The organism is Rahnella sp. GSA61A (genome assembly GCF_019969905.1).
Classification (GTDB): Bacteria; Pseudomonadota; Gammaproteobacteria; order Enterobacterales; family Enterobacteriaceae; genus Rahnella; species Rahnella aceris.
This window is the reverse complement of sequence record NZ_JAHXYO010000007.1, coordinates 74883-92258: the sequence shown is the minus strand read 5'-3', so window position 1 is coordinate 92258 and position 17376 is coordinate 74883. Positions and strand designations below refer to the sequence as shown.

At 49.8% G+C, this 17376-nt stretch carries 15 protein-coding genes; 8 read left to right on the top strand and 7 right to left on the bottom strand.

Annotation, left to right across the window (positions count from 1 at the left end):
- The first annotated feature begins 4 nt into the window (after positions 1-4).
- The 3 genes from LC431_RS11250 to LC431_RS11240 are packed head-to-tail and all read left to right on the top strand — an operon-like array spanning position 5 to position 5881.
- Positions 5-1684 carry an autotransporter assembly complex family protein gene (locus tag LC431_RS11250; protein WP_255611209.1) on the top strand — a complete coding sequence of 560 codons (1680 nt, stop codon included), beginning with the start codon at positions 5-7 and terminating at the stop codon, positions 1682-1684.
- Positions 1681-5496 carry a translocation/assembly module TamB domain-containing protein gene (locus LC431_RS11245; protein ID WP_112152040.1) on the top strand — a complete coding sequence of 1272 codons (3816 nt, stop codon included), beginning with the start codon at positions 1681-1683 and terminating at the stop codon, positions 5494-5496. The genes LC431_RS11250 and LC431_RS11245 overlap by 4 nt, the downstream gene beginning before the upstream one ends.
- Positions 5497-5527: 31 nt before the next feature.
- Positions 5528-5881 carry a gamma-glutamylcyclotransferase gene (locus LC431_RS11240; RefSeq protein WP_013573790.1) on the top strand — a complete coding sequence of 118 codons (354 nt, stop codon included), beginning with the start codon at positions 5528-5530 and terminating at the stop codon, positions 5879-5881.
- 101 nt (positions 5882-5982) lie between these two features.
- Here LC431_RS11240 and ppa read toward each other — a convergent pair whose 3' ends face one another.
- Complete coding sequence (gene ppa, locus LC431_RS11235; RefSeq protein WP_013573791.1) at positions 5983-6513, bottom strand: inorganic diphosphatase; 531 nt, start codon at positions 6511-6513, stop codon at positions 5983-5985.
- 316 nt (positions 6514-6829) lie between these two features.
- Here ppa and LC431_RS11230 point away from each other — a divergent pair, with 316 nt between their 5' ends.
- Positions 6830-8401, top strand: coding sequence for a methyl-accepting chemotaxis protein (locus tag LC431_RS11230; protein ID WP_223509819.1), 1572 nt, complete (start codon positions 6830-6832; stop codon positions 8399-8401).
- A gap of 123 nt (positions 8402-8524) precedes the next feature.
- On the opposite strand, the gene fbp is transcribed toward LC431_RS11230, so the two are convergent.
- Positions 8525-9529 carry a class 1 fructose-bisphosphatase gene (gene fbp, locus LC431_RS11225; protein WP_013573794.1) on the bottom strand — a complete coding sequence of 335 codons (1005 nt, stop codon included), beginning with the start codon at positions 9527-9529 and terminating at the stop codon, positions 8525-8527.
- A 167-nt stretch (positions 9530-9696) separates the two neighbouring features.
- On the opposite strand from fbp, the gene mpl reads away from it, so the two are divergent.
- The gene (gene mpl / locus LC431_RS11220) at positions 9697-11082 is read left to right on the top strand and encodes a UDP-N-acetylmuramate:L-alanyl-gamma-D-glutamyl-meso-diaminopimelate ligase (RefSeq protein WP_112152041.1); all 1386 of its coding nucleotides are present in this window, start codon (positions 9697-9699) and stop codon (positions 11080-11082) included.
- Between the two features lie 298 nt (positions 11083-11380).
- Here mpl and yhcN (LC431_RS11215) read toward each other — a convergent pair whose 3' ends face one another.
- The 3 genes from yhcN (LC431_RS11215) to argR form a co-directional block, all read right to left on the bottom strand.
- Positions 11381-11644 (bottom strand): peroxide/acid stress response protein YhcN, encoded by a 264-nt coding sequence (yhcN, locus tag LC431_RS11215; RefSeq protein WP_014411566.1) that lies wholly within the window; start codon positions 11642-11644, stop codon positions 11381-11383.
- Between the two features lie 201 nt (positions 11645-11845).
- Positions 11846-12109 carry a peroxide/acid stress response protein YhcN gene (yhcN, locus tag LC431_RS11210; protein ID WP_013573798.1) on the bottom strand — a complete coding sequence of 88 codons (264 nt, stop codon included), beginning with the start codon at positions 12107-12109 and terminating at the stop codon, positions 11846-11848.
- A 450-nt stretch (positions 12110-12559) separates the two neighbouring features.
- The gene (gene argR / locus LC431_RS11205) at positions 12560-13030 is read right to left on the bottom strand and encodes a transcriptional regulator ArgR (RefSeq protein ID WP_013573799.1); all 471 of its coding nucleotides are present in this window, start codon (positions 13028-13030) and stop codon (positions 12560-12562) included.
- A gap of 464 nt (positions 13031-13494) precedes the next feature.
- On the opposite strand from argR, the gene mdh reads away from it, so the two are divergent.
- Complete coding sequence (mdh, locus tag LC431_RS11200; protein ID WP_037034246.1) at positions 13495-14433, top strand: malate dehydrogenase; 939 nt, start codon at positions 13495-13497, stop codon at positions 14431-14433.
- A 43-nt stretch (positions 14434-14476) separates the two neighbouring features.
- Here mdh and LC431_RS11195 read toward each other — a convergent pair whose 3' ends face one another.
- Positions 14477-14749 carry a helix-turn-helix transcriptional regulator gene (locus tag LC431_RS11195; protein WP_013573801.1) on the bottom strand — a complete coding sequence of 91 codons (273 nt, stop codon included), beginning with the start codon at positions 14747-14749 and terminating at the stop codon, positions 14477-14479.
- A 660-nt stretch (positions 14750-15409) separates the two neighbouring features.
- Here LC431_RS11195 and LC431_RS11190 point away from each other — a divergent pair.
- A complete protein-coding gene (locus LC431_RS11190) occupies positions 15410-15769 on the top strand; it encodes a DNA-binding protein (RefSeq protein WP_013573802.1) in 360 nt (119 codons plus the stop codon).
- Between the two features lie 53 nt (positions 15770-15822).
- Here the strand turns inward: LC431_RS11190 and ispB are convergent, their stop codons facing one another.
- Positions 15823-16794 (bottom strand): octaprenyl diphosphate synthase, encoded by a 972-nt coding sequence (gene ispB / locus LC431_RS11185; protein ID WP_013573803.1) that lies wholly within the window; start codon positions 16792-16794, stop codon positions 15823-15825.
- Between the two features lie 259 nt (positions 16795-17053).
- Between ispB and rplU the strand changes: the two genes are divergently transcribed.
- The gene (gene rplU, locus LC431_RS11180; RefSeq protein ID WP_013573804.1) at positions 17054-17365 is read left to right on the top strand and encodes a 50S ribosomal protein L21; all 312 of its coding nucleotides are present in this window, start codon (positions 17054-17056) and stop codon (positions 17363-17365) included.
- The last annotated feature ends 11 nt before the right edge of the window (positions 17366-17376 follow it).

Here is a 17376-nt window from a genome sequence, read left to right as displayed (position 1 = left end):
TTCCATGGCAGCGAAGGTGCGTTTGCAACTGGAAGGCCTGGATGGCGATTTAGAAAGGAACGTCCGCGTCCGTTTATCAGCCATTCAAAGCGATGAAGTCGGGGCTAACGGACGGTTCCGTGCCCGCGTCAGTGCTGCCATTGAACAGGGTTTAAGGCCGCTGGGGTATTATTCGCCGACCATCGATTTTGATTACCGCGAAACACCGCCGCCGGGGCGTCCGGTGTTGATTGCCAAAGTGACACCAGGGATACCGGTGAAAATCGCTGGCACGAGTGTCGTGATTGAAGGGCAGGCAGACAAAGATAATGAATTCGAACAGCTCAAACAGCGTGATGTGCCTGCGGTAGGGACGATTTTAAACCACGGGACGTACGACAATTTCAAAAGCTCACTGACCGGCATTGCCCTGCGCAAAGGTTATTTTGACGCCACGATGCGTAAAAGCCAACTGGGCGTCATCGAAGACGAGCACAAAGCGTTCTGGGACATTCAGTTTGACAGCGGCGAGCGTTACCGCTTCGGTGACGTCCATTATCAGGGATCGCAGATCCGTGATGAATATCTGCAAAATCTGGTGCCATTTCATCAGGGTGATTACTACACCACGGCGCAACTGGCTGAGCTTAACCGCCGCCTGTCTGCTACCGGCTGGTTTAACTCTGTTGTCGTGTCCCCGGATTTCACGGATGCCAAAGCCACGAAAACCCTGCCGCTGAATGCCGTGGTGTCGCCGCGCACCGAGAATACCATCGAAACCGGTATCGGTTATTCCACGGACATTGGCCCGCGGGTGACGGCCAACTGGAAGAAACCATGGGTTAACGAGCGTGGCCAGAGTTTTGAAACCTCAACCACGCTCTCCGGCCCGGAGCAGTCTTTAGATCTCAGTTATAAAATTCCGCTGCTGAAATCCCCGCTGGAGCAATATTACCTGGTGCAGGGCGGTTTCAAACGTGAAGACCTGAACGATACCAATTCAGATTCCACCACCGTCAATCTGGCGCGTTATTGGGATCTCTCGAGCGGCTGGCAGCATGCGGTCAATCTGCGCTGGAGCCTTGATCACTTTACGCAGGGTAGCGTGACCAACACCACCATGCTGATTTATCCGGGTGTGAGCCTCAACCGTACGCGTCAGCGCGGCGGTCTGATGCCAACCTGGGGCGATTCTCAGCGCTACTCTCTTGATGTGTCCGATACTAGCTGGGGTTCTGACGTCGATTTCGCCGTGATTCAGGCGCAAAACGTCTGGATCCGCACCCTGGCTGACAAGCACCGTTTTGTGTTCCGCGGCAATCTGGGGTGGATTGAAACCAATGACTTCGAACGTGTGCCGCCATCCTTGCGCTTCTTCGCCGGTGGTGACCGCAGTATCCGTGGTTACAAATACAAATCCATTTCTCCACGTGATGACGAAGGCAAGCTGACCGGTGCGTCCTATCTGGGCACCGGTTCTGTGGAATACCAGTACAACGTGACCGGAAAATGGTGGGGCGCCGTGTTTGTCGATTCCGGTGAAGCGGTTAATGACATTACACAAAACGATTTTAAAACCGGCGCGGGTGTGGGTGTGCGCTGGGCTTCACCGATCGGCCCGGTGAAATTAGATGTTGCCGCTCCGGTTGGCGACAAAGATGAGCATGGATTGCAGTTTTACATCGGTTTGGGTCCGGAATTATGAGTTTATTTAAAAAAATCTGCCTGGGATTCCTGATTTTCCTGGTGCTGTTAATCAGCCTGGTGGCCTTTCTGGTCGGCACACAAACCGGTTTGCACCTGATGATCAACGGTGCCAACCGGTTCGTACCGGGCCTGAACATAGCCAGTACCGAAGGTGGATGGCGCGACCTGACACTGAAAGGCGTGCATTACGAAATGCCGGGTGTGGACGTTAAAGCCGGGGAGTTTCACCTTTCCCTCGATTTCTCCTGCCTGAAAAACAGCGCGCTTTGCGTCAATGCGTTGCGGGTGAAAGACGTGAATGTGGTGGTCAATACCAAAGAAATGACGCCAGCCGCCGCGCAACCTGAGCCGGAAAACAGCGAGCCGCTAACCAATCTCAGCACGCCGTATCCGATCACGCTGCGTTTGCTGACGCTGGATAACATCAATATTACGCTGGATGACCGGGCTATTTCGCTGGCGTCATTCCGCACAGGGGCGCACTGGGAAGGCCGCGCAATTCAGCTGATGCCAACGCGTATCGGCGGATTACTGATTGCGCTGCCGAAAACCCCGGTCAGCCCGTTACCGGACGTGGTGCAGGCCGCGCAGGACAAAGCCGTCGAAAAAGCGACGGGCAAACCGGCACAACCGCCGGTGGTCGTGCCGGAGAAACCGCTGGGTGAAACATTGCAGGAGTTGTTTGCTAAACCGCTGCTGCCTGAGTTACCGGATTTCCGTCTGCCGGTTGATCTGGATATTCAGCAAATTCTCGCCGAAAACCTGCGTCTCACCGGCGATACCGATGTGCTGATCACCCGTTTCGAGCTGAAAGCCAGTACGCAAAATCAGATTGTAAAACTGGATAAACTGATGGTGCGCTCGCCACAGGGTTCCGTGGATGGTATGGGGCAGGCGACGCTCAACCAGAACTGGCCGGTCGATATGACCCTCAATACCGCCGTGAATATCGATCCGCTGAAAGGGGAGAAGATCAAACTGAAAGTAGCGGGCGGGCTGCGCGATAAGCTGGATGTTGGCCTCAATCTTTCCGGCCCGGTGCGTGCTCAGCTGGCCTTGCAAACTCAGCTGGCGGAAGCCGGTTTGCCGTTGGATCTGCAACTTACCAGCGATGCGCTGCAATGGCCGCTGACCGGCACGCCGCAGTATCAGGTGAAAGGCTTCAAATTTAACGTGAGTGGTAAAGCGACCGATTACGCGCTGTCACTGCGTTCAGATTTCAAAGGCGAGCAGATACCGCCTGCGACGCTGACCCTTGACGGTAAAGGCAACGTGGAGCAGTTCAAACTGAGCCTGCTGCGCCTTGCCGCGCTGGAAGGCAATACCGACCTGACCGGCGTGGTGGACTGGAGTAAAGCCATCAGCTGGAACAGTGAACTGAAGCTGACCGGCATTAATACCGCTAAACAGTATCCTGACTGGCCGGCGAAATTGCAGGGCAAGATCACCACGCGCGGCAGCCTGTATGGCGGCACATGGCAGATTCAGGTGCCGGTGCTGGATCTGACCGGTAACGTGAAGCAAAACGCGGTCAAAGCGCAGGGTAATGTGCGCGGCAACAGTTATGGGCAGTGGGATATCCCGCAACTGCATCTTGAACTGGGGCGCAATAATCTGGATGTGAAGGGGACGCTCGCTGATACCTGGAATCTCGACGCTAAAGTCGATGCCCCACATCTTGACGGTGCATTGCCGGGGCTGGGCGGCGTAGTGAAAGGAATGCTGCAACTGCGCGGTGATCTCAAGGCACCGAAGCTGCTGGCGGATATAACAGCGACGGGCCTTAAATGGCAGGCGCTGACGGTGCGGCGCGTGGATATTAAAGGCGACGTCAGCTCTACCGATCAGATCCAGGGGAATTTTAGTGTACGCGTTCAGCAGCTTAAACAGGATGCGCTGGATATCACTGACATTAATCTCGAGGCCAAAGGTAACGAGAAAAAGCATGAACTGACGTTGAAAGTCGATGGCAAACCGGTTTCCGGCCGTCTGGCGCTGAGCGGCAGTTTTGACCGTGCAACCGAGGAATGGAAAGGCGACATCACCAATACCTTGTTTGATACGCCAGTCGGGCAATGGCGACTGAACCGTTCGATTGCACTGGATTACTTTAATAAAGAGCAACGGATCACCGTTGGCCCGCATTGCTGGCAAAATCCGAATGCTGATTTGTGTGTACCGAAAACGATTGATGCCGGTGCCAGCGGGCAGGCGAGCGTGGTGCTCAACCGCTTTGACCTGGCGATGATCAAACCTTTCCTGACCGATGACACACAGCTGAGCGGCGTGTTCAGTGGGAAAGCCGATGTGAGCTGGAAAGCGGAAGGCGGACTGCCGCAGGCCAGTGTTTCACTGGTGGGTAAAGGCGTGAAAGTTCAGCAACTGGTGCAGGGCAGCCCGCTGCCGGTGGCGTTTGATACGCTGAATCTGAACGCCGGGCTGAACAACGGTCGTGCCAGTCTCGACTGGCTGATTAAAATCACCCACAACGGTCAGCTTGACGGCAGCATCCAGATTGCCGATCCGCAGGGAAAACGTAACCTCAGCGGTAATGTGAATATTGCCCGTATCTCGATGGCCTTGCTGCAACCCGCGCTGATGGACGGCGAAAAAGCCTCGGGTATTTTGAATGCCAATCTGCGCCTCGGCGGTAACGCACAGAAACCGCTGGTGTTTGGCAGGCTTGCGCTGACCGGTGTTGATTTCGACGCGCAATTTATGCCGTTTGATATCACCGATGCCAATATCGGCATTAATTTCAACGGTATGTCATCCATCATGGAAGGGGTGATCAAAACCGCGCAGGGTCAGCTTGAGCTGAACGGTAACGCCGACTGGAGTGAAATTAATGCCTGGCGCGCCCGCATCGCGGCGAGAGGCAACAAAGTGCGGGTTTCCGTGCCACCGATGGTACGTCTGGACGTTTCACCGGATTTAGTGTTTGATGCCACGCCGCAGTTGTTCTCGCTTAACGGAACCGTTGATATTCCGTGGGCGCGCATTACGGTGCAGGAATTGCCGGAAAGTGCAGTGGGCGTGTCGTCGGATGAAGTAATGCTCAACGACCAGCGTCAGCCTATCGCACCGGCTTCTGCTTCTATTCCGATCAACAGCAATCTGATGGTGAACATTGGTAAAGATGTTCGTCTCGATGCCTTCGGTCTGAAAGCCCGGCTGGAAGGTGCGCTGAAAGTGGCACAGGACAGCCGCGGCCTGGGGCTGAACGGGCAAATTAATATTCCGTCCGGGCGCTTCCATGCTTACGGGCAGGATCTGATTGTGCGGAAAGGCCAGTTGCTGTTCTCCGGCCCGGCGGACCAGCCGCTTCTGAATCTGGAAGCGATCCGTAACCCGGACGCGACAGAAAACGATGTGGTTGCTGGTTTGAGAGTTACCGGTGAGGCCGATGCGCCTAAACTTGAAATATTCTCAGATCCGGCGATGTCACAGCAGGAAGCCTTGTCCTACCTGCTTCGCGGGCAAGGATTAGACAACTCCGGCGGTGACAGTGGCGCAATGACTTCCGCTCTTATCGGGTTAGGGGTTGCACAAAGTGGTAAACTTGTGGGTAAAATCGGCGAGGCATTCGGTGTCAGCAATCTGGCGCTGGATACTCAGGGCGTGGGAGACAGCTCCCAGGTCGTGGTCAGTGGTTATGTTTTACCGGGTTTACAGGTGAAATATGGCGTCGGGATATTCGACTCGCTGGCAACGCTCACTCTGCGCTACCGGTTGATGCCCAAGCTTTACCTGCAGGCTGTATCGGGCATCGATCAGGCATTGGATTTGCTCTATCAGTTTGAGTTTTAATTCATGTGACTTTTACTATACGAATATAAACATGCGAATAATTGTTTACGGTAGCTTACGACGCAAGCAAGGCAACAGTCATTGGATGACGAATGCTCAATGGTTGGGTGATCATGAGCTGGAAGGTTACGCCCTGTATAATCTGGGTCACTATCCTGCTGTTATACCAGGGGAAGGCAAAGTCTATTGCGAAGTTTACCGCATTAACTCGTCCATCATGGCTGAGTTAGATGAGCTGAAAAGTAATACGAAAGATTATCGTCGTGAGCTGATTTCGACACCTTATGGCAGCGCCTGGATTTACCTCTACATTCGTTCACTGGATGGTGTGCCGAGAATTGAGGGTGGTGACTGGGTTAAGCGTAACGAAGCAGTAAGTGAGTAATCTGAGCAAGGTCGTCGGAAAATAATCGTTGTCTGACAACGCTTAATACATAAAAAAACACCGCCATCTGGCGGTGTTTTTTTGTTCAAACGGCAGAAAACTTATTTGTTTTTAGCACGTTCGAAAGAGGTCACGATTTCAGCTTTTGCAGCAGCAGCATCAGCCCAACCGTCAACTTTTACCCATTTGCCTTTTTCCAGCGCTTTGTATTGCTCGAAGAAGTGGGTGATCTGGCCGCGCAGCAGTTCTGGCAGGTCGTTCACATCTTTGATGTGATCGTATTCTTTGCTCAGTTTGGTGTGCGGAACGGCAACCAGTTTCGCATCTTCACCGGCTTCGTCGGTCATTTTCAGCATACCGACAGGGCGGCAGCGGATCACAGAACCTGGTTGCAGCGGGTACGGAGTTGGAACCAGAACGTCAACCGGGTCGCCATCCAGAGACAGCGTGTGGTTGATGTAACCGTAGTTGCACGGATAGAACATCGCAGTAGACATGAAACGGTCTACAAACAGCGCGCCGGTATCTTTATCCACTTCGTACTTGATTGGATCTGCGTTTGCAGGAATTTCGATCACTACGTAGATATCTTCTGGCAGTTCTTTGCCCGCCGGGACATTCAGTAAGCTCATTGTTGGTTTCCTTCATTGAACCAGGAATAGAGTGCCGCACATTATAGCCAACTCTCCCGCGATTTCCCGCCCTTTTCGTCGAATCGTCTGCGCGCATTTCCCGGCATGACCTGCTGTTGAACCTCGGCTAAATCTTCCGTATTGGCAGTAAAATTTACTGATCCGATACTTTTCCGCGTAACTGCCTGTTTTTGCTTTTCTTATCAAGATATTCGAGCGATTGCCGATAACAATATTCAAACAAAAAATCAGGATTAACCTGATCCCTACCCATCTGAAGTATCTCCTTTTCACCTGAATGGCTGGATAACACCGTATGTTGAATAAGTTGAGCGTAAAAGCCGGTCTGATTGGCCTGCTGGTATTTATGACGTTAATTCTCTTGCTGGTGAGCGTACTGGGGGCGAATGCCATCCGGCAAAGTGCGACATCACTGCAAAAAATTAACCAGCTTCAGGGCGATGAACTTGGTTCACTGGCCGACAGCTACAGTTTCTCGTTGCGCACGCGTGTCGCCAGCGGCGTGGCGGTACGTCAGCTGGAAATTGGCATGATGGATGATGCGAAAAATACAGCGGACCGCATTAGCGGTTATATCAAACAAGCCGATACCGATCTGGCGAAATTTATCAGCATCCAGGATGACACTCAGCAGGGCAGAGATTTATCCGACGCAGTAAAGAAAACCTACGATGCCTATAAAGCTAACGGCTTAGTGCCGCTGCTGGCAGCAATTCAGGCGCAAAGTGCAGACGGTTATTATGATGTGCTGGAAAACAAAATCACGCCTTACAGCAATGCTTATGATAAAGCGCTGGCGGATTTCCGTGCCTATGCCGTAGATAATACCAATAACCGGATTGAACAGGCCCGCGCCAATGCACGTATCCAACTGACGGTGATTGCCACCAGCTTCATCATTGCGCTGATTATCGCGGTGCTGGCATGGTTCGCCTTGCAGAAGATCATCATGCATCCGCTGACATTCTCCATTGCGCAACTGGAATACATCGCCCAAGGCGATCTGACCCATGAAATTGATGATTCCCGTAATAACGAAATGGGGCGTTTACTGAAAGCGATGAAGCAAATGCAGGATTCGCTGGCGCTTTCTGTCGGACGCGTACGCGATGCCGGGAATCAGATCGATGTCGGTTCCCGCGAACTGGCTGCCGGTAACGTCCATCTGGCGCAGCGCACCGAAGAATCCGCTGCATCGCTGGAAGAAACTGCCGCGAGCATGGAGCAACTGACCTCAACCGTGCGCATGAATGCCGCGAACTCTGACCAGGCCAATCAACTGGCGCAAAGCGTGTCAGTCATTGCCAACAAAGGCAGCGAAGTCGTCCAACAGGTAATGGATAAAATGCAGGGCATCACCGATAGCTCAAAACGTATCGGCGACATTATTACGGTCATCGACGGCATTGCCTTCCAGACCAATATTCTGGCGCTGAATGCGGCAGTCGAAGCCGCACGTGCCGGCGAGCAGGGTCGTGGTTTTGCGGTGGTGGCGGGTGAAGTACGAAGCCTGGCGCAACGCAGTGCGCAATCGGCTAAAGAGATTAAAGAGCTGATTGTGGATTCTGAAAGCCGGGTTTCTGAAGGTTCGGATATGGTGAGATCTGCCGCAAACACTATGCTGGAAATCTCCAGCGAAGTGACACGAGTGACCAGCCTGATGCGTGAGATTTCCATCGCGACGACAGAACAAACGCACGGCATCGAACAGGTGAACGTGGCGATTACGCAGATGGATCAGGTAGCGCAGCAAAACGCCGCACTGGTGGAACAGGCGACAGCGGCCACACGTTCACTGGAAGAGCAGGCGCAGTTACTGGCAAAAAGCATGGCGGTGTTTAAACTCAATCGAGCCGATCATTTCTGAAAAAATCCTGAGCGGTAAACAATAAAAAAGGTGGCTTTTAAGCCACCTTTTTATGTTTGGGTCAATGCAAAGCTACACAGGTATCACATTCATTCTTTGATGATTTTTTGATGCGTATTTCAGTTATTCATCAGGGAACTGGGCAATGAAGCGCTCCGCGTCTTCCACCATTGAACTGTTGCCCACAAAGAATGGTGCACGTTCATGCAGTTTCTGCGGGATGATATCCAGGATACGGTTTTTACCGTCACTGGCTTTACCGCCAGCCTGCTCGGCCAGGAAAGCCATCGGGTTGCATTCATACAGCAGACGCAGTTTTCCGTTCGGATGGCTGGCGGTGCTTGGATAAATATAAATGCCGCCTTTCAGCAGGTTGCGGTGGAAATCTGCCACCAGCGAGCCGATGTAGCGTGAGGTGTAAGGGCGTTGCGTCGCTTCATCCTGTTCCTGGCAATACTTGATGTATTTTTTAACGCCAAGCGGGAATTTAATGTAGTTGCCTTCGTTGATCGAGTACATGTTGCCCTTTTTAGGGAAACAGACTTTTTCGTGAGAGAGGCAGAAAACACCAAGTGAAGGATCGTAGGTAAAGGCATGAACGCCTGCGCCGGTGGTGTAAACCAACATGGTGGAAGAACCATATACCACATAACCTGCGGCGACCTGGCGGTTTCCCGGTTGCAGGAAGTCAGCTTCCGTCACCGGCTGACCCAGCGGAGTCGTACGGCGGTAAATCGAGAAAATTGTCCCGACAGAAACGTTAACGTCGATGTTTGAAGAACCATCCAGCGGATCCATCAAAATGACGTATTTTGCATTTTCAGCGCGTTCACCTTCGAAAATGACAATCTCATCTTCTTCTTCTGACGCGATACCGGCAATCTCACCACGCGCCTTCATCGCGGCTTTTAATTTTTCATTTGCGTACAGATCAAGTTTCATCTGCACTTCACCCTGCACATTCTCTGCACCACTGGTACCCAGAATGTCGACCAGACCCGCTTTGTTGATATCACGGTGAATGATTTTAGCGCCGAGTTTAATTGCTGAAAGTAACGCTGTCAGTTCACCAGTTGCATGTGGAAAATCTTGCTGCTTCTCAACAATAAATTCGCCTAACGTTTTCATGACACTTTCCCTGAATCGAGGATAGATAACGGTACGTTAATAAAAATTTCACAAGAGCGTGAGCAGTTTAGCCCAAATATATGGACGAATCATAGGCAAATCCATTTCTTCTGGAGGATTCTGAGCGGTAGAATAGCGGCTGACTTAAAGGCATTAATGGAAAATATATGCGCATTCATATTCTTGGGATTTGCGGCACGTTTATGGGCGGGCTGGCGATGCTGGCTCGTGCACAGGGGCATCAGGTAACCGGTTCGGACGACAACGTTTATCCACCGATGAGTACGCTGCTGGAAAATCAGGGGATCGACCTGATCCAGGGGTACGATCCTGCCCAGTTAGATCCTCAGCCGGATCTGGTGATCATCGGCAACGCGATGACGCGCGGCAATCCTTGTGTCGAAGCGGTGCTGGAGCTTGGGATCCCTTATGTCTCGGGCCCGCAATGGTTACATGACCATGTTCTGCCAGAGCGCTGGGTTATTGCCGTTGCGGGGACGCACGGTAAAACCACCACTGCCGGCATGGTAACGTGGATCCTCGAAGCCTGCGGTTATGAACCGGGCTACGTCATTGGTGGCGTGCCGGGCAATTTCGAGGTATCTGCGCGTCTGGGCAACAGCCCGTTTATCGTGCTGGAAGCTGATGAATACGACTGTGCGTTCTTCGATAAGCGTTCCAAGTTTGTTCATTACAGCCCGCGTACGCTGATCCTCAACAATCTCGAATTCGATCACGCTGACATCTTTGATGATCTGAAAGCGATTCAGAAACAATTCCACCATCTGGTGCGTCTGGTGCCGGGCAAGGGAAAAATCATTCTGCCGGAGCACGACACACCGCTGAAACAAGTGATGGCGATGGGGTGCTGGAGTGAGCAGGAATTTGTCGGTGATGCCGAAAATTGTGTGTGGGATGCTAAGAAACTGACGCCAGATTCCAGTACTTTCGAGGTTTATTTGCACGGCGAAGCGGTCGGGCAGGTGAAGTGGAATCTGGTTGGCGAGCACAACATGCATAACGGCCTGATGGCGATTGCTGCGGCACGCCATGTGGGCGTGAAGCCGGAAGATGCCTGTAAGGCATTGGGCGATTTCATTAATGCCCGTCGCCGTCTCGAATTGCGCGGCGTAGAAAATGATGTCAGCGTGTACGACGATTTTGCTCACCATCCGACGGCTATTCTGGCAACGCTTTCTGCATTGCGCAGCAAAGTCGGCGGAACTGCACGTATTCTGGCCGTGCTGGAACCCCGTTCAAACACCATGAAAATGGGCATGAGTAAAAATGAACTGGCACCTTCCCTGGGACGTGCTGATGAAGTTTTCCTTTTACAGCCGCAGCATATTCCCTGGCAGGTGGCCGAAGTGGCTGAACACTGTATTCAGCCTGCTCACTGGAGTGCAGACGTCGATTCACTGGTCGATATGGTCGTTAAGGCCTCTCAGCCTGGCGATCATATTCTGGTGATGAGCAATGGCGGTTTTGGTGGTATACATGGAAAACTGCTTACGGCCCTGGCTGCAAAAGCGAAAGCGTCACAAGATCAGTAAAATCATATTTTTATAGTGAATAAGCACAGCAGTTGCTGTGCTTTTTTTATGCCTGTGATCCGCCGTGTTAAGGTTTTCTCAGGCAAAAAAAAGCCCCCGAAATTTTGAGGGCTAAAGGGTGTCGTCGGACAGGACGACGAGGGTATCGTTAGCAAGAGAGTCGGGCAGTGGCAGTGTCAACGCTCTTCCCAGCCTCAACAGCGCTTATTTTCGCTGGTCTGTGGCTGTTGAAACCCGGTAACGCTAATTTATGAAATACTCAAACAGCGGTTTTATATCAGTGACTTACTCAGAAATGTTATTGATAGATTTCTGCTGTCGCGTGATAAGCACCGTCGTTATGGGCTTCGATCACACGGAAAGATTTTGCGCCCTTGCTCTCAGCTTTATCAGACAGCTGCTGGCGGATATCCATTGGCACGCCGTTGACGCCGCTAACGCTGACCATGCCCATCGGTTGCAGATTTTCTGCCTGCTGGTTTGTCACAAGCTGTGCGGCAGAGGCACCAAAAGAAACAACAGACAACAGGCTAAGTGCGGCAATAGTGGTAATAATTTTCATGATGGTTTCCTGAATTCACAGACGTTGGTGCTTTTCATCAGAGAGCAACGTCGATTGAGATTTGGATTTATCAGGACTGTAATATCGTGTTCTGGAGCGCATAAAGCGTGCGGGAACGTAGATGGTGCAGTGACAAATCCTTCTTAATGCGCATAGCGCGGGCCTGAGTCATTCAGGCCCCTTCGCTTCGTTTACCCGAAATTATTGGTAAATTTCTGCGGTCGCGTGGTAGTTACCTTCTTCACGAACTTCGATAACACGGAATGCTTTAGCACCTTTGGCATCGGCTTTATCTGACAGTGCCTGACGGATATCTGATGGTGCACCGGCTACGCCGCTGACGCTGATCATCCCTGTAGGCTGCATTGTTGCGGCTTGTTCTTGTGTAACAGGTTGTGCTGCAAAAACGCCAAATGACAATGCAGAGAGAATGCTTAATGTTGCGATGGTAGTTTTAACTTTCATGATTTTGACCTCGTCGATTTTATTATGTTTCCAACAACTGGTGCTTCACACCACGGAAATGAGTATACATCTAGTCACGCTATAAATTAATAGCTCGCTAATAGTTATTTGGGTGGTTACATGTCAACTATCTTTGTTTTTAATAACAAAAAGGCATAAAAAGTGGATGAAAAACGTTCGTTTCGTGTTAATTTTTAGTAAAATCAATGGAGTGAGTGAATTTGACTATTTGTGCTTATTCTTGCGGTGAATCACACCCTGGAAATATTTGTGTGACGGAATTTCGTAGGTTGTAGCGAGATTTAACAGAAAGGCGGTGCGTTTGCGGTTTTTTTGAGAAACGGAAGGCAGCAATAAAGGAAGGGAATAGCATTGAATGAGGTCAGAGAAGGTAATCTTCTGACCTCAGGCACAGAATGAAAGCGACAGGAGGTGCAAAATGTTGCAGCCCTAGAGCTCCTGCTCGAACAAACTGAGGATCGCATCGTGCAACTGTTTGACGCTAAATCCGCGGGCCGGTGTCGTGAAGATCGTATCATCACCGGCAATTGTTCCGAGGATCCCTTCGGATTTACCCAGGGAATCGAGTAAACGCGCGATCAGTTGTGCGGCTCCCGGGCTGGTTCGGATCACCACAACGGCATCGTTATGGTCGATATCCAGCACAAGATTCTTCAGAGGACTGGTGGTTGTCGGCACGCCAATTTCAGCGGGCAGGCAGTACACCATTTCCATCTTCGCATTACGAGTTCTGACAGCACCAAATTTTGTCAGCATCCGTGAGACTTTTGACTGATTGATATTTTCGAAACCATCATCCTGAAGTGCGACAACGATTTCGCCCTGAGAGCTGAATTTCTCTTCCTTCAACAGTGCCTTGAAGGCTTTGATCAAATCTTCCTGTTTAGCAGGATTACGCATTTTGCACCCTGGTCTCTGAATCATAGTGGGGCTGATTATGCAGATAATTGAATTTTTATGCAACAGAGGTTAATTGCAAAAATCATGAATTAAGCTTGGAACAAGGAATGTAAGTGCCGCTGTTTTAAGCTCAATTTAATGAATATGCCAAAATTGTGCATTGCGGGTGAACTGTGTTGCACAAGGGATTTAATGTGATGATCTCGATTCAGCTCTCACATTGGACCGAATTTAACCATTTATTAACCTGGCCTATTTTGTGGTGCTATTTTTAATGATGAAGCTTTCCGATAAAAAGTCACTAAAAGCGGAAAAAGGTCATCTTAGAGATGTTTTTTTACTTTCTAAACGACCAACCTCAGATTCTCTGCAGGTGAGCGATTGTTTTTAACAGCGTAAGTGATTAAGGTCACACCAATTAATTACACGACACTTATAAGTTAATGATAAAAAAGGAGTATAGGATGAAAGTTGCAGTTCTAGGTGCTGCGGGTGGTATCGGTCAGGCCCTCGCGCTTCTGCTCAAGACCCAGCTACCTTCCGGTTCCGAACTCTCATTATATGATATCGCACCGGTCACTCCGGGTGTCGCCGTCGATCTCAGCCATATCCCTACCGCGGTCAAAATTAAAGGTTTCTGTGGTGAAGATGCTAAACCGGCTCTGGAAGGGGCTGACATCGTCCTGATTTCTGCGGGGGTGGCACGTAAACCCGGCATGGATCGTTCAGACCTGTTTAATGTGAATGCCGGGATCGTGCGGAATCTGATCCAGCAAGTTGCCAGTACCTGCCCGAAAGCCTGCATTGGTATTATCACTAACCCGGTAAATACCACGGTCGCGATTGCGGCTGAAGTATTGAAAAATGCGGGCGTCTACGACAAAAATAAACTGTTTGGCGTAACGACTCTGGACGCAATCCGCTCCAATACTTTTGTCGCTGAGCTGAAGGGTAAGCAACCTGAAGATATCGAAGTGCCAGTTATCGGCGGGCACTCTGGTGTGACGATTCTGCCTTTATTGTCTCAGATCCCAGGTGTCTCTTTCACTGAAAGCGAAATTGTTGCACTGACTCAGCGCATTCAGAATGCCGGAACGGAAGTGGTAGAGGCCAAAGCCGGTGGCGGTTCTGCCACGCTTTCAATGGGGCAGGCTGCAGCACGCTTCGGGCTTTCATTGATGCGGGCGATGCAGGGTGAAGAGAATGTTGTGGAATGTGCCTATGTTGAAGGTAAAGGCGATTATGCGCGATTTTTCGCACAACCGGTTCTGCTAGGTAAACATGGCATTGCAGAGCTTATCGATATCGGTCAGCTCAGTGCTTTTGAGCAGCAATCGCTGGATTCGATGCTGGATATTCTTCGCAAAGATATCGAGCTTGGTGAGCAGTTTATTAATAAGTGAACATTGAACAAAGCCGCCGGTTAACGGGCGGCTTTTGTTTTTCTTAACGCGGTGTTTCATTGGTCGGGCGGCAACGGCGTTCAATGATTTGCAACGTTTTGGGATCAAAATACCGGCTAGGCCAGATCAGTGAGGGATGGATACCCAAAGCGCCTGCGATAAGCAATTCTCCTTTTGGCCATGGCCGTGATAATGCATTTGAAAGTGTCGAAGAGCTCAGGCCTGCTGATCGTGATACTGCTGCGAGTGTGGTGCCCTTCTTTCTCAGTGCTGCAATAATATCAGCCTGGTGCCAGTCTTCATTCCTTGTCATCATGATCTCTTCCTTCTGAAAAATGATTTTCAATAAATACGCTATTAAACATACTTTTAAAAATTGCTCATACTACTCATATAAACCATATCAATGTTTCCTAAAATCCATTATTTTACTTATTTAGAAAATACATTCTTATTTTGATTTAGACAAACAAGTAAATTCCTTTTGCTTTTTGTGATTTGTGTCAGTTTATAATTTTATTATTGTATTTTTTTAAAGTGAAAACGTAACTGGCATGTGTTTTTTTTGAACAAATACATTGATAGGGTTAATTAACCAATTGAATTTTAGTCATTTAAATTATGATTTAAGGCGGTTTTTCTTGCTTTTTTAGATGGCTATCTACTTGTTGTAATTTGCTTTTTTTAATTTTCCTCTTATTTTAGTTTAAGATTTTATTTAAACTGCTTTCCGAAAAAAAATTTAATCAGTTCACCCGGCTGTTGATAAACATAATTCATGGAAGCATTTACATACATCTATAGACTCACTCCAAAAAATTGAATATCTTCTTTCTGTCAAATAGGTGTTTTTCTAAATGACTTATGTTAATACCACCTTTTATATAAACGCTCATTACCAGAAAATATCAGCATTACCCTCATGGATGTATAACAACGATCTTTCTTACTTACTTAATAAGAAACAAGGAATGTTATGAAAAAAGAGTGGTTTGCAGCAAAGGAACTGACCGGAAAAGAAGGACTGCCGACGTCAACCCAAGGTGTGCATGGGATGGCTCGCAGATTGTGCTGGATTAAACGCCGCAGGCTGGGCGTTCAGGGACGTGCAGTGGAATATCACATCGACAGCTTGCCCGGTAATGCCGCCGCCAGTTTATCGATGAATGAGCGTTCTGCTGAATATGTGTATACGTCACATCAGGACCCACTGGCGATCTGGATCGAAAGTTATAAGCAACTGAGAGAACCTGAACGTGAAACGATGATCTCATTCATTGTGAGGGAAGGGATATCTGAGTTGCTCAACAGATTACGTGAGCCTGAAAAAAACTAGCGCAATAATGCCTGTCGCGCCTGCTTTATTCCGGCAGGTACGACAGGCAAATATCAGAAATCGCGTTTTACAGACATATGCGCGAGGCCTTCAAGCGCAGAGCGATATTCGGACTCCGGGAGCACCTGAAGCGCCTGGATGGCTTTATCAGCTTCTTCTTCAGCACGCTGGCGGGTGTAAGCCAGAGAGCCCCACTGATGCATTGCTGCCAGCACGGGTTCCAATAAATGGCGCCCGTTACCTTCTTCGATAGCTTTGCGGATCATAGCGGATTGTTCGGCATCACCGTGCTGCATCGCATGCAGAAGGGGCAACGTCGGTTTTCCTTCATCAAGGTCATCGCCAGTGTTTTTGCCCAGCGTTTCGCCATCAGCATCGTAATCGAGCAAATCATCAATCAGCTGGAAAGCGGTGCCCAGATAACGACCATAATCTTGCAAAGCTGTAATCTGCTCATTGTTTCCGCCCGCCAGCATGGCAGAGGCTTGCGACGCGGCTTCAAAAAGACGCGCAGTTTTGCTGTAAATCACCTGCATGTAACTGGCTTCTGTGATGTCAGGATCATTGCAATTAATCAGTTGCTGCACTTCGCCTTCTGCAATCACATTCACCGCTTTTGCCATCAGAGCCAGAACAGGAAGCGATTCAAGATCTGTCATCATTTGAAATGCGCGGGTGTAGATAAAATCGCCGACCAATACGCTGGCGGCGTTGCCAAATGCGGCGTTCGCAGTGGCCTTTCCCCGACGCATATCTGATTCGTCGACCACATCGTCATGTAACAGTGTGGCGGTATGAATAAACTCAATCAGAGCAGCGACTTTGATGTGTTTATCGCCCTGGTAGGATAGTGCTTTGGCTGCCAGTACTGCTATCATCGGGCGGATACGTTTGCCGCCGCCACTGATGATGTAATATCCCAGTTGATTGATGAGAGAAACCTCTGAATTCAACTGTTCAAGGATGGATGCATTGACTGCAGCCATGTCGTCCTGGGTAAGATCAATAATCTGTTCTAGGTTCATTGTGTTTTTTCAGCTGTTGTTCTCTTCACCGCAATGAGGTCTGGCTCACATTGGCACATGGCGCTAACTGTAAAGGGGATTGTACTTGAAAAACAGTGTAGATAAATGATATCGGAAGAACTGCGCTTTTTTTCTTCTTTTGTCGTCATTGTACACTTGTCTTATGCTGATTTTTTGCGTAGAATTCGCGCCCTATTGTGAATATTTATAGCGCCCTCTGGACTATACAAAGTTGAGTGCGCGGAAAGCGGAGTTTTATATGTACGCGGTTTTCCAAAGTGGTGGTAAACAACACCGTGTCAGCGAAGGACAGACTATCCGTCTGGAGAAGCTGGACGTTGCAACTGGCGAAGCTATCGAGTTCGATCAGGTTCTGATGATTGCAAACGGTGAAGAAATCAACATCGGTCTGCCTTTAGTGGCTGGCGGTGTAATCAAAGCTGAAGTCGTTGCTCACGGTCGTGGCGAAAAGGTCAAAATCGTTAAGTTTCGTCGTCGTAAACACTATCGTAAGCAGCAGGGCCACCGTCAGTGGTTCACTGACGTTAAAATCACCGGCATCAGCGCTTAAGATTAGGAGAG

Bases quoted from the DNA above. Each gene is read 5' to 3' on its own strand.
- LC431_RS11250 (WP_255611209.1), top strand. From the start codon at position 5: ATGGCAGCGAAGGTGCGTTTGCAACTGGAAGGCCTGGATGGCGATTTA.
- LC431_RS11245 (WP_112152040.1), top strand. From the start codon at position 1,681: ATGAGTTTATTTAAAAAAATCTGCCTGGGATTCCTGATTTTCCTGGTG.
- LC431_RS11240 (WP_013573790.1), top strand. From the start codon at position 5,528: ATGCGAATAATTGTTTACGGTAGCTTACGACGCAAGCAAGGCAACAGT.
- ppa (WP_013573791.1), bottom strand. From the start codon at position 6,513: ATGAGCTTACTGAATGTCCCGGCGGGCAAAGAACTGCCAGAAGATATC.
- LC431_RS11230 (WP_223509819.1), top strand. From the start codon at position 6,830: ATGTTGAATAAGTTGAGCGTAAAAGCCGGTCTGATTGGCCTGCTGGTA.
- fbp (WP_013573794.1), bottom strand. From the start codon at position 9,529: ATGAAAACGTTAGGCGAATTTATTGTTGAGAAGCAGCAAGATTTTCCA.
- mpl (WP_112152041.1), top strand. From the start codon at position 9,697: ATGCGCATTCATATTCTTGGGATTTGCGGCACGTTTATGGGCGGGCTG.
- yhcN (WP_014411566.1), bottom strand. From the start codon at position 11,644: ATGAAAATTATTACCACTATTGCCGCACTTAGCCTGTTGTCTGTTGTT.
- yhcN (WP_013573798.1), bottom strand. From the start codon at position 12,109: ATGAAAGTTAAAACTACCATCGCAACATTAAGCATTCTCTCTGCATTG.
- argR (WP_013573799.1), bottom strand. From the start codon at position 13,030: ATGCGTAATCCTGCTAAACAGGAAGATTTGATCAAAGCCTTCAAGGCA.
- mdh (WP_037034246.1), top strand. From the start codon at position 13,495: ATGAAAGTTGCAGTTCTAGGTGCTGCGGGTGGTATCGGTCAGGCCCTC.
- LC431_RS11195 (WP_013573801.1), bottom strand. From the start codon at position 14,749: ATGATGACAAGGAATGAAGACTGGCACCAGGCTGATATTATTGCAGCA.
- LC431_RS11190 (WP_013573802.1), top strand. From the start codon at position 15,410: ATGAAAAAAGAGTGGTTTGCAGCAAAGGAACTGACCGGAAAAGAAGGA.
- ispB (WP_013573803.1), bottom strand. From the start codon at position 16,794: ATGAACCTAGAACAGATTATTGATCTTACCCAGGACGACATGGCTGCA.
- rplU (WP_013573804.1), top strand. From the start codon at position 17,054: ATGTACGCGGTTTTCCAAAGTGGTGGTAAACAACACCGTGTCAGCGAA.